Here is a 12,820-nt window from a genome sequence, read left to right on the forward strand (position 1 = left end):
TATCTCCCCTTTCTGCTATAAACCAATTCTTTTTAATTTCATTCCTCTTGATGTATCTGTACCTGAAGGATAATCTAACTGAAATACCCTTTTATTAGACAAATCGATTATATTGATGTTCAATAATCCATTGAGACCTACAGTTGCACCTTTTTTATAATGACTAGGTTCAAAACTGTGTCCGTAAAGATTAAAATCCACATCATTTAAATTTTCCTTATAATAATGACTGACAGAGAAGGTGTAACCTTCTATAGTCAAGATACCATCATTGAGAATTATTCCTCTATCAGTCAAATTGCTAACGGTTTCATAATCATCATGGTTACCCAATACATAATAGATTTTTGAGAATTTATTCTTCTCAACACCGTCTATAAGCTTTGCAACACCTTTACAGTAGCTGTCCATTTTATACTTATAGATCTCCAGCTTAATATTATCAGCCATATCCCCTGTGTGTACAATATATTGAGGCTTTAAAATTTCAATTATTCTAAAAATATAACCATAAATATCTACAGGTGTATCACTTATGTGAAGCAATATAGGACCTTTTATTTCATCTAAAAGCTCCTTTGATATATATGGATAATCAAACATGAATAACAATCTTTCGTATAAATCCTTAATGAACTTCATCTTTATCAACCTCCCAAAGGTCACTGGGTGGTCACAGGGGACGGTTCTCCTTGACCATATGTAACATTATCCTTCTAAAATTTTTGACATATAAAACTCATCGTAATACCTGCCATTTTTTAATGTTGATGCCTTTCTCGTACCTTCAATTTCAAAGCCACATTTCTTATAAAGATTTATTGCTCTTTCATTTTCTGTGATTACTGTTAACTCAAGTCTCTTTACTTTATTAGCACTTGCCCATTCTATAATATTCTGAAGCAGTAAGTAACCAATACCCTTACTGCAATATTCTTCTAAAATTCCAGCTACAACAACAGCAACATGATTGGTTCTAATAAAACTTTCTCTGACTGCAATTATATAACCTATTATTTTACCATTAGTTAATGCAATATAGCACTTGTTGCCATCATTAACAACAGATTCAATATTCTTTTGTATTCTTTCCTTGCTGATATTTCGTTCACCTTTTTCAAAAAGCATGTATTCCGCTTCGTCATCTAATTTATTCAGAAACTCGCAAAACTCATTTACATCATCAATATTTCTCTCTCTAATTTCTATATTCAAAATTTACCCCCAATTTATTTAATCTTTGCACTTTACAGAAACTATCCTAATAGTATTAAAATAATTTCCATTCGTCTTCTAATATCGCATAAATGCAATCATCATACCACTGGTTGTTCATGTTAAAACTTTTTATAAAATGTGCTTCTTTTCTAAATCCGATTTTTTCAAGTAGCTTTATTGATTTTATATTGTCGGGGTCAACAGAGGCTGTAACTCTATGTTTCTTCAATTCAGTAAAAGAATAATCAATTACAGCTTTTACCGCTTCTTGAGCGTACCCATTACCTTGATATTCAGGAGAAAGTGTATAACCTATTTCAATCTGATAATCATCATCCATAAAATGAATTCCAATATCACCAATCATTTGGCCTTCCTTCAAGCAGACAGCCAACTGCAGCCATGAATTTGCTTTATTCACACAAACAGAAATATTTTTATTTATAAATTCTTCAATTTCGCTAATGTTTATTGGTCTCCATGATTGATATTGATAAATTTCAGGCAGTGAACGATATTTGAAGAACGCTTCCTTATCTTTCATTTCAAGTGTTCTGATTATTAATCTGCCAGTTCTAATATCTTTTAATTTTCCCATACAAAATTACCTATTCCTTGTTTATATATAATTATTGTCTCTATTGTACTAATATTAGTAGTACTTTACAATAAGTAATAGCAGAAAAATAAATGATAATATTATAGGGGACGGTTCTGATTAGTCATCAGAACCGTCCCCTATAGTTATTTCAGCATTGAACTGTTGTTTAAAATACGCGTATTATATAAAAACAGCACATCCTGATCTTGTGAGAAATCTATATAATTACCCAACAAATCTGTTGATATATACCTTAAATCAATTAATGTAATTTTAGAATATTCTTCAAGCATCAGTGGAGCTATACTGCTTCCAAATGAATCACGAAACAAAAGCAGTTCTTTATTATTTTTGCATTCTTCATTATAAACAGTGATTAAGGGCTTAGCACCAGATAAAAAGATATCGTATGGGTCCATTCCATCAAACATCTCTAAGTTATAAACCTTGCCGAATGTATTTGACTGATGATCAAATACTACAGCATTTTCAATAATCTTGTTTGTTAAATAAAACATAGAATCGGGCTGTAATTTTAAAGCAGCGTGACCATAATAAGATCCGTAAAACGGATAAAGTTTATGTTCAATATAAGAACCGGATAACTTTGAATCATTTCCTATTTCATTTAACAGCAAATCAGCAATTTTAATAATCTTTTCCTGTCTCCAATGAATATCAGTCTTGTAATAGTCTTCTATAGAAAGCGCTGAAAACAAATCAATATATTTCATATTTCGAGTATTTTGTTCCATTAATTCCAGCATCCTGTCATAGTTTATTGTTAAATAACCATTTTCATCAGCAATAAAATAACTCTTGTCCGGAATTATGGCATAGTTCACATTTTTACCCGTAAGATATTTTTCATATATTTCATTTAGTTTTTCAGCTGCATTTACTACAGACTTTTCATCCAGCATATATTCCATTTTCTCAATTATTCCGTTTATTATATAAATATTGTTATTGTCTTTTTGATTAAACAAATAATATTTGCCAATTGCTTTTAATCCTCTGAAAGCATCACGAAATATAAACTGATCTAAAGAATATTTTTCAAATTCATCAATAAATTCTCCATTTAAAAGCATTTGAAGAGAATAATTCGGAAATGAAATTAGCCTACGTCTTTCGCTGTATGAAAATTCATTGTCTTGAATTAAAATATTAGCAACCATAAAACCCCAAATTATAATAATAAAGCTGACAGTAACTACTATATTTTTTATATTATTTTTCATGGTAACCTCAATTAAAACCTAAAGTACAAAAATGGATTAAAGGAGCCATCAACTAAGTACCCGGTAATTAACAACAGCAAAGACAAAAGAACAATGGGCTCTAAAACGTTTATGATAAATTCGCCCTTTTTACTGCATTTTATCTTTTCTATTGTTTTAATAGTTAAAGGAGTTGCTCCAAAAGCAGCAATAATGAGTACAAATCCATAGCTGCTTAAATAATAAACTGTCTCGGCACTGGATAATGGTATATTTAAAAAACCAAACATTCCCTTTACACTTTCAATGCACTCAGTCATATTAGATGCATTAAATATTACAAAACTAATTGTCACAAATAACAGAGTATATATATGCCCTGCACAAGCTGGCAACTTATTTAAAATTGAATTTAAAAGAAACTTTTCAAGAATTAGAAAAATTCCAAAATACAATCCCCAAACAATAAAGTTCCAATCAGCCCCATGCCAAAAGCCCGTCAAAAACCACACTACGATTACATTCCTAATCCACTTGACAGTTCCTAAACGATTCCCGCCCATGGGTATATACAGGTAATCTCTAAACCAAGTTCCGAGAGATATGTGCCACCTTCTCCAAAATTCTGAAATACTCCTGGATATAAAGGGATAGTTGAAATTTTCCAGAAAGTGAAATCCAAAGATACGACCAAGTCCTATAGCCATATCACTATAGCCAGAAAAATCATAATAAATTTGAAGCATAAATGATATTGCTGCAATCCAATAAAATAAAATTGTTCTCTCATTTAAATTGGAAAAAACACGTCCCAGTTCTCCTAATGTGTTGGCAATCAGCACTTTTTTAGACAGACCCACTATAAAGCGACTAACACCATAAGCAAAATTTTCGGTTGTATGACTGCGTTTTGACAATTCCTGTTCAACTGTTGTATATCTAACTATAGGTCCTGCTATAAGCTGTGGAAACAAAGAAACATAAGCAGCAAAGCTGAAATAATTCTTCTGCACCTTTGCATTGCCTTTATAAACATCTATAGTATAGGATAAAATCTGAAAGGTATAGAAACTGATGCCTATTGGAAGAACTACTTTTAAAGGCGCTATTTTTAAATTAAAAAGCCAATTGACATTTTCAATAAAAAAATCAGCATACTTGAAATATAGTAAAATGCCTATACTAAAAATAATGGAGCAGATAAGCGGTAATTTCGCATATCTGCTCTTTCTTGACTTATCAATCCACAATCCATGAAGATATCCAGATAAAGATGATATTAGTATCAAAATTGAATATACCGGCTCTCCATAAAAGTAGAAAAATACACTAGAAACCAGTAAGACTAAGTTTTTAAACTTAAATGGCACTATGAAGTATAGCATTATGACTATCGGCAAAAAGTAGTATATAAAGCTAATACTCGAGAATAACATTTTATTTTTCCTTTAATTGAAGAAAAGCATCATGTAAAGCGCTTCCGTCCTCATCACTCATAATCAGAATTACTACATCCCCAACATTATCAACAATAACATTGTTAGGGTCCACCCCTACGCATATCCACTTGTTTGGATCTGCATTTTCTTTAATATCTGACTTTATTTTTTCAACATCTGCTCCTTCTTTAACTCTCACTAAACATAAAGAATAAGCATGAACATTAATCAAAGGTTCTGAAGCAATGGCTTCTTCAAATTCTATACCTTCTTTACCAAGATAATATTTAACATTTTCTGCTGTTATTTCTGTGGTTTGCATACCATCTTTAACATAATCTTTGAATGAATCATCTACATCGGCTGTTTCATATATCTTATCTAAGATACTCTCAAGGTCTCCCTCAAGATTCTTATTTTCTACTGGACTTGTATCCGCGCCTTTTGATTGACATCCTGTAAAACTAAATACAAGGACTAATGTCAATATAATTAAATGTAACTTTTTCATAAAATTCTCCTTTTAAATAATTATGCATGCATGTCATAATCTATTAGACGGAACCATATAAATAAAGTTCCATAATTACTTATGAAAAATTTACCAATTACCATAGGACGTACCATAGGGGACGGTTCTCTGCGTCCATTTAATTATATATTTTAACATTGTTTCAATTGCTAATAAGCCATTTGTCTTGCTTAATGCTCATTTTCTTTTTCTAATGATACCCTTCTTCATAATCAAGATTTTTTTGTTTGAGAACCGTTTCATGTTAGAACTTTTCATCATAATATGCTAAAAAATGCATTTATTCATATTATATCCTGACAGTTTCTCATGCAAAAACGTACATTTTTATATATTTCGAGTAATATATAGAAAACATAGTGAGGAGGATATTATGTCGACAATAATATACACAATACAAACTGGAGATACCATTTACTCTATTGCCAAGATTTATGGGAGTACTGTAAATGCAATCATAGATGTCAATAACATTACCAACCCTGATTTTATTTTTCCGGGTTCAATTATTTTAATACCTGTTGATGAAGAAGATATAGAAAGTCCGCCAGGAAGCATAATATATACCGTACAGCCGGGTGATACACTATATATTATTTCACTTCTTTTTGGAGTAAGTATTCAAAGTATTCTTGAATTAAACAATATAATGGATCCATCACTGATATATCCCGGGATGAAAATTGTCATGCCGAAAGATGCAGTAAATCCATTTCAACCTGTTGAACCTGGCTTAATAAAATATACCGTGCTGCCTGGAGACACTATCTATGAAATTGCCAAAAGATTTGGAACAACAATTCAATCAATACTTAAGGCTAATCCAGGCATGGAACCGTCTGAACTAATACCCGGAAGAGAAATTACAATCACAATTCCAGAAAATGCTGTTGCCATATACAAAGGAAATCCATCAAAAAAAATGGTTGCACTTACTTTTGATGCTACATACGGAGATAATCAGACAAACACATTGCTTCAAATATTAAGAGAAAACAATATAAAAGCAACCTTTTTCCTGACCGGTATCTGGCTGATAAACTATCCACACCTTGTAAGAGCTATAGCAGCAGAAGGACATGAAATAGGAAACCACAGCTATACGCACCCTCATATTCCGCAACTACCATTACCACAAGTTATCAATCAAATTATGCGAACAGATGCACTCATTAAAAATATTTCTGGACTAAGTCCGTATTTATTCAGACCACCGTATGGTGAATACAATCAAGCAGCCCTTAATACCCTGGCATCTCTTGGGTACATTTCAATAATGTGGACCATTGATTCTCTGGATTGGAAAAACCCGGGAGTTGATAAAATAATCTCCCGCATAGTTGAAAATATTGAACCAGGAGCTATAGTTCTTATGCACCAATCTGCGCCTCAGACAGCCGAGGCGCTGCCGGAAATAATAGCAAATTTAAAAGAAAAAGGCTATAGCTTTGGTACAGTAACACAAGTTATGGATATTTAGGAAAATAGAACATAGGGGACGGTTCTCTCTGACAATTTCATTGTATACTTTAAGCACTGTTCCCTTGTCATCTGTTCATATCCAGCAACACAAATAAACTCTGTGAAAGGAAAGAATAATATGTATATGACATATCCTTACTGTTTTAATAATCCTATTTATAGTTCTTCACAATGCTATATCTGCCAAGTACACTCATGCCCTTACTGCACTAATACACAAATTAACAATCCTAACTTCTCAAGGCAAATAAACAGTCATGCAGATGACGCTGATAGATATATAATGAATTTTGTTGACACATTGAATAACCGAGGTTTTATTGTTCAGGAAGGAAAATTAAGCTATGTTGATATAATAAGATTGTGCAGCGAAGGTAAAGTTAATTCCTGTTTAGGGAACAACGTAGGTGCTCCATATGCAGTCTGCTTTCTTCCCCCAGCCCCAAACCAGGATCCATCAGAAGGACAGGAGCCTCCCATAGGATACGATCCTTATAATTCAAATAATTATCCCGCCAACATTGACTACTTGGCACCCGGATTTTCCTCTAAGCTGCGAACTGATGAGGCTATTGTATTAATTGGAATTACACCTCCTCCCGCCTTGTACTACTGTTTCAGAAGTTATATTGGTTTTATTGAAAATAAACCAGAAAAAGACTACAGTGAATATATTACGACCGGCAATGATTATACAGGCTTTTATCATATGCTTTTTTCCAGTCTGGGTGATCAGTTGAATAATTATAACTTATGGACTGACAACACTCCAAAAGGAGCGCCTGGAAATACATATAACAGTTCCACAATCATCATCAGCACAGCTGACAGGAACATAAACCGGGAAATCCGCAATGCTCTGATTATGGCTGGATATAGCCAGGACATTATGAATAATGACAATATACCTATGGAGCTGGTTAACATGGGACTGGAGGCCGGAAAGGATACTTTCATATTTATGATGAGGATTGCATTATGGGCACAACAAGAAATAGGTAATCAATATCTTAATAATATTGATAAATTTATTAAGGTTCTCCGAATTACACCCAAAATCCCCATCACCACTTCAGCACCATGGCCTGTACCAACACTTAAAATTAGAGAAACTGGCATTACCGAGTATCAGATTGTCCCTGACTCCAGGAACGATTTAGATTATCTACGAAATGAAATCATTAAAAAATATGGTGGTGCAAATTATGAACATGTGGATCTGGAATTATCTATCGGAATTCCTGACAACTATAATGCCATCCTGCGAGATTTTAATGTTTATGGAGATAACAGAGATGCAGTGTATTTTAAAACAGAAGATTTTCAATTAAAAAGTGATGAAGATTTTGTGATAGTATATGGCATCAATCATGAACGAACCGGAAAAGCAATATACTCCAATGCAAGTTTTTACGGGGTAGAACTGTTTAATGGAGTTGCAGGAGCCTTCAGCACAGTCCAATTTCCGGATTCTGCTATGGAGTATTTCCCTGAAGGGTATGAAAACGCCGGTTACTATTATGTATATAAAATAGCTAGAAAATCAGATGAAGGCAATGTTGTCATCATACCTTACAGCACAGGAAACCCTCTTGGTAAAGCCTATGGAGTTGATAATAATCAGGACGTTCGCATAGTCTTCAGAGTTTATTTGGATAAAATGGCTATGGTAGGTCCATACGTTTTTGATGTAATCTGGGACCAAGCGATTCTTTTTACTAAGAAACAATAACTATAGAAAGCTATTTTTGTTTAATTATGTTTTACGTAAAAAAACAGCACTAGCTAGTGCTGTTTTTTCTTGTACTATTTACTATAAACATAAATTTAATATTTTTCGTTTTTATTTGATTCTAATTTATGTTTGTTTATAGCAGCTGTAAGAACTTCTTTGTCTTCAGTTATGTATTTTGCAGGAAAGTCAACTAAGTATATATTGTAGCCGCTCCCTGGCTTTTTCTCCTCCGGCATTGGTTCCTCAAGTCGGATAGTATATTCGTCTATTGTTATATCATTGCTTAGCAAAAGCTGATGAAGTTCCAAAAGCAGTGCTGCCAGATGTTCATCACTTTGATTGTCACTTAAAACACTCACATTCAATGACAGCTGAAGCGGCATATCTTTCAGGTTAAGTGGTGCATCCGGAGTAAGCTGTTGAGTATCACCAAGCAAATCTCCTATGATTAATGTTGTTTCATAGGGATATTCTTTTTCAATGATGTGTGTAACCATGTCATTAAAGTCTTTACTCAGCCGGCGATAGGTTGTAAAATGATTTGCAACTTCATATTCATAGTCGTCGCTGACTCTGCCATGACTATAACCTATATAAAAGTTTGTATCCTCGCTTTTTCTTGATTGCACATGGCAGCCGTACGCACTGTTTTTAAAATTGTACTTAACTTCAGATAGTTCTAAATCCATATCATTATAGTTTGCTTCAGCATAATCTTTTATTTTGCCAGATACAATAAATGCAGAAACAGGATTTCCTGTAAATGAATTAATAAAAATAAACACAAATACCATAATCAAAAGTGAAATTAATATTACAATTTTATACTTAATATTTATCTTAATATTACACCTCCTGCTAGGTCAAATGGCCTCGAACCGTCCCCGGTCATAGGGGACGGTTCTCCCTGACCATTTCATTATATACTTTAAGCACCGTTCCTTTACCGATATTTGTAATGAAAGCCATTTGTCTTGCGGAGAGATCAAAATCCTTTTTTAAACAAATGATTACTTCATTTCTTTGCTTGCAATTCTCTTTTTTCAATAAATCTTCAAGGCATAATCCTTTGCAGGATAGAATAGAACATAAAGCTTCAACAGCATGCCTTTCTTGCTCTAACCTTATTTCATATAAACTTTTTTCCATAAAATCTATGAATTCAATATCACAATCCAAGTTGCTGAAAATAATAAATTGTTTGATTGCTTCTGCATTATTTTCAGAAAACAAATTCAAAACTTTATCAACTATTATTTCATTACGTTTTTTATAAATATAATCACAGTAACTGCTCCACCAGTACTGTTCAGGACAACTTACAATACCTGCCTTCACTGGATTATTATGTATGTACCTCACTGCTGCCAACAAATAATATTCATTATCTACAATCTCACTTTTGTATCGATCTTGAAAAAGATGCCCTACCCGCTTGTATTTTTTATTAAAATAATAAACAAAACTAACATTAATTCTTTTCATTAACCTAGCAATATTTGCACTATGTTCATACAATAGCAAATGAACATGATTGTCCATCAAACAATAAGCATAAATATCAGATTTCTCCTCAGAAGCTTTTTCAAACAAGGTATAAACAAATCTCTTTCTATCCTCATCATCAAGGAAAATTTTTCTCTTTTCATTACCGCGCAACATTATATGATATATACCGGTTTCACTGTAAATCCTTGCTTGTCTTGGCATATTAACACATTCCTCCATTCATCCTAAAATAAAAGAATTATGTCCTGCCATGTTGATATTTTTATAACATAACAATATACCATTAAAATATCTATGTCAATAAATATAATAATGGCATGGTTATATCATATTTGAGTTATTGGTGGTCACAGAGAACCGTCCCCTGTGACTATTTGTATTGCAAAGCCTGATTTAAATCATAAATAATATCATCTATATGTTCTGTCCCTATTGATAATCTTATTGTACTTGGTTTAATTCCGCTTTCTTTTAGTTCTTCATCAGTCATTTGGCTGTGAGTTGTGCTTGCAGGATGTATTACAAGGGACTTAACATCAGCCACATTAGCCAACAAGCTGAATATTTGCAATCTATCTATGAAACTTTTAGCGTCATCTGCATTTCCTTTAATTTCAAAAGTAAATATTGAACCTCCTCCGTTAGGAAAATATTCATTGTACAGTTTGTTGTATTTATTATCCGGCAGACTTGGATGATTTACTCTTTCAACATTTGGATGATTATTTAAAAATTGAACTACCTTCAAAGCATTTTCAACGTGGCGTTCAACTCTTAGGGATAGAGTTTCTAAACCCTGAAGCAATAAAAAGCTGTTAAATGGACTTATGGTTGCTCCTAAGTCTCTCATTAGTGTTGTTCTTGCTTTAATAATATACGCTGCTTTTCCAACTGCCCGTGTGAAGCTTATTCCGTGATAGCTCTGATTTGGCTGTGTTAATATATCAAATTTTCCGCTGCCTTCCCAATCAAAATTACCGCTGTCAACTATTACGCCTCCCATTGCTGTTCCATGACCACCTATGAATTTTGTTGCAGAATGAACAACTATGTCAGCTCCGTATTCAAATGGACGCAGCAGGAAAGGTGTTGCAAATGTATTGTCCACTATTAAAGGAATCTTATGTGCATGAGCTATGTCTGCAACCTGTTTAATATCTATAATGCTAGAATTTGGATTACCTAGACTTTCGATGAAAATTAGTTTTGTATTTTGCTTTATTGCATTTTCAAATGCACCTTCTTCGTCTGGATCAACAAATGTTGTTGTAATGCCGTCATCCTCTAATGTGTGTGCAAACAGATTATACGTTCCGCCGTAAATTGTATTGGCTGAAACCACATGGTCTCCATTTCTTGCAATATTTTTCACCGCATACGTGATAGCGGCAGCACCGCTTGCTGTAGAAAGTGCTCCAATACCACCTTCCAATGCATTTATTCTTTCTTCAAACACTGATGAAGTGGGGTTCATTAAACGTGTGTAAATATTACCGCCTTCACTTAAACTAAATCGGTTTGCCGCTTGATTGCTGTCCTTGAATACATAGGATGAAGTCATGTATATTGGAACTGCTCTTGAATCAGTAGTTGGGTCAGGATTTTCCTGTCCTGCATGAAGCTGCAGTGTTTCAAACTTTAATTTTCTTTCTTCGCTCATGATTATTCTCCTTATACATAGATACCACATATCTATCCTTGAATATATTTATGTTTTGTTTATTATATCAGCGAATAAAGAAAAGTAATAATACTGAAAAATAATAATCTGCTATAGCTTATGTTTATATCAAATTAGTATTTTATGGGCTGAAATAATTCAAAGAAACAGGTTTTGCATTTGAAAATACTTAAAAAAACAATAAGACGACGATTTAGTATAACTAAAAGGTCGTCTTATCCCATAGCAATTTATTTACTTTTTGCTCTTACGTATTCAATGGCTTCTTTGCCGGTTATGTGCTCCACATCAATTGCAAAAATATAAGATTGCATGCATCCCATTATTTCCTTAAGTTTGGCCTCTTCAGGCTGATCACCTGAATACTTTTCAACTAAAGCTTTAAATGCTTCAATACGTTCATCACCTTCTGCTATTCTTGCTTTTCCAAAGGCTATAACACTGCGAAAATATGAAGTATATTCTTTGCTTACTATGGTATCTTCGTCTATTACTGAAAAAGACACCTTTGGGTTTTTAGCAACTGCATCTATTTTATGTCCTGCCTTTGCTGAATGGAAATAAATTTTCTCATTATAATAGACATAACTAACAGGAACTGCATATGGATAATCATCGTCCCCTAAACATGCCAGAACTCCATTTGTACATCTGCCCATTACAGATATTGTGTCCTCCATTGATAACAATTGCTTGTTTCTTCTCATTTCTCTAAACATTGACTATTTCCTCACTTTCATCCCTATACATTTTGTTTGAATATAATTACTACACAAATGTCTGTGATTTCTCTTATTAAAGCTTTATACAGTTAATCCCTTAATGTTCATGGCTTTTGCTGTTGCCCATGACTGATGTTTAAAAAACAAACAATTGATACATTCAGATGGCTCTAACCAAATCAATTTATGATCCTTCTCTATGCCATTATTTTTCCTAAAATATAAATCTGCAAAGTAAAAAAAACCTATGCCATGCATGTATCTGTAATTTTTTGCTATATGATACATGGACGACCTGCCTATATAATTTCCAACAGTAATCTCATAACCTGTTTCCTCAAGAAATTCTCTTTTTAGGCACATTTCATGGCTTTCGTTGTTTTCGATTCCGCCTCCCGGCAGAAAATAGCCACCTGGTGTCTCAATTGTTGCTATTTTACCCTCACTGCTTATTACAATACCATATACAGCCTTTCTTTGAAAATAATCTGTATTCTCAAGTCTTTCACCAAATGTTATTTCATCAATATTAAAAATTTTTTCCATTTAAGTCCCCCATGACTATTCCAGTACTAAAATTGTCCCGTCACCAAAACAGAATGAACATGGAACCCATCCTACGCCGCCACATTTAGGACATTTAACTTCTGCATAGCTGCCATATCCTCCGTAAGGATC

The 12,820-nt window shown here is 33.3% G+C and carries 13 protein-coding genes; 2 read left to right on the forward strand and 11 right to left on the reverse strand.

The window, feature by feature from the left end; translation table 11 throughout:
- Nucleotides 1–15: 15 nt before the first annotated feature.
- The 6 genes from LY60_RS16110 to LY60_RS16135 all read right to left on the reverse strand — a co-directional run bounded on the left by LY60_RS16110 (nt 16) and on the right by LY60_RS16135 (nt 4,992).
- Nucleotides 16–642: a metallophosphoesterase gene (locus LY60_RS16110; protein ID WP_145086292.1), complete on the reverse strand. Its 627-nt coding sequence runs from the start codon at nt 640–642 to the stop codon at nt 16–18.
- A gap of 66 nt (nt 643–708) precedes the next feature.
- Nucleotides 709–1,215: a GNAT family N-acetyltransferase gene (locus tag LY60_RS16115; RefSeq protein WP_170226274.1), complete on the reverse strand. Its 507-nt coding sequence runs from the start codon at nt 1,213–1,215 to the stop codon at nt 709–711.
- 55 nt (nt 1,216–1,270) lie between these two features.
- Nucleotides 1,271–1,816: a GNAT family N-acetyltransferase gene (locus LY60_RS16120; RefSeq protein ID WP_145086297.1), complete on the reverse strand. Its 546-nt coding sequence runs from the start codon at nt 1,814–1,816 to the stop codon at nt 1,271–1,273.
- Between the two features lie 146 nt (nt 1,817–1,962).
- Complete coding sequence (locus tag LY60_RS16125) at nt 1,963–3,063, reverse strand: DHHW family protein (protein ID WP_145086300.1); 1,101 nt, start codon at nt 3,061–3,063, stop codon at nt 1,963–1,965.
- Between the two features lie 11 nt (nt 3,064–3,074).
- Nucleotides 3,075–4,478: an MBOAT family O-acyltransferase gene (locus tag LY60_RS16130; RefSeq protein ID WP_145086303.1), complete on the reverse strand. Its 1,404-nt coding sequence runs from the start codon at nt 4,476–4,478 to the stop codon at nt 3,075–3,077.
- Between the two features lies 1 nt (nt 4,479).
- Nucleotides 4,480–4,992, reverse strand: a complete 513-nt coding sequence (locus LY60_RS16135) for a hypothetical protein (RefSeq protein WP_145086306.1) — start codon at nt 4,990–4,992, stop codon at nt 4,480–4,482.
- A gap of 394 nt (nt 4,993–5,386) precedes the next feature.
- On the opposite strand from LY60_RS16135, the gene LY60_RS16140 reads away from it, so the two are divergent.
- The gene (locus tag LY60_RS16140) at nt 5,387–6,493 is read left to right on the forward strand and encodes a LysM peptidoglycan-binding domain-containing protein (protein ID WP_170226275.1); all 1,107 of its coding nucleotides are present in this window, start codon (nt 5,387–5,389) and stop codon (nt 6,491–6,493) included.
- A gap of 285 nt (nt 6,494–6,778) precedes the next feature.
- Complete coding sequence (locus tag LY60_RS16145) at nt 6,779–8,227, forward strand: hypothetical protein (RefSeq protein WP_246145539.1); 1,449 nt, start codon at nt 6,779–6,781, stop codon at nt 8,225–8,227.
- A gap of 95 nt (nt 8,228–8,322) precedes the next feature.
- Here the strand turns inward: LY60_RS16145 and LY60_RS16150 are convergent, their stop codons facing one another.
- The 5 genes from LY60_RS16150 to LY60_RS16170 form a co-directional block, all read right to left on the reverse strand.
- Nucleotides 8,323–9,075: a YfjL-like protein gene (locus LY60_RS16150; RefSeq protein WP_484346122.1), complete on the reverse strand. Its 753-nt coding sequence runs from the start codon at nt 9,073–9,075 to the stop codon at nt 8,323–8,325.
- A 43-nt stretch (nt 9,076–9,118) separates the two neighbouring features.
- On the reverse strand, nt 9,119–9,940 hold the full coding sequence (locus tag LY60_RS16155) for a transposase (RefSeq protein ID WP_170226277.1): 822 nt from the start codon (nt 9,938–9,940) through the stop codon (nt 9,119–9,121).
- A 169-nt stretch (nt 9,941–10,109) separates the two neighbouring features.
- Nucleotides 10,110–11,399: an O-acetylhomoserine aminocarboxypropyltransferase/cysteine synthase family protein gene (locus LY60_RS16160; RefSeq protein WP_376752533.1), complete on the reverse strand. Its 1,290-nt coding sequence runs from the start codon at nt 11,397–11,399 to the stop codon at nt 10,110–10,112.
- 251 nt (nt 11,400–11,650) lie between these two features.
- Nucleotides 11,651–12,139 carry a pyridoxamine 5'-phosphate oxidase family protein gene (locus tag LY60_RS16165; protein WP_145086320.1) on the reverse strand — a complete coding sequence of 163 codons (489 nt, stop codon included), beginning with the start codon at nt 12,137–12,139 and terminating at the stop codon, nt 11,651–11,653.
- Nucleotides 12,140–12,223: 84 nt separating this feature from the next.
- Complete coding sequence (locus tag LY60_RS16170) at nt 12,224–12,688, reverse strand: NUDIX domain-containing protein (protein WP_145078242.1); 465 nt, start codon at nt 12,686–12,688, stop codon at nt 12,224–12,226.
- Nucleotides 12,689–12,820 lie beyond the last annotated feature (132 nt).

It is taken from the genome of Sedimentibacter saalensis (assembly GCF_007830175.1).
GTDB classification, from domain to species: Bacteria; Bacillota; Clostridia; order Tissierellales; family Sedimentibacteraceae; genus Sedimentibacter; species Sedimentibacter saalensis.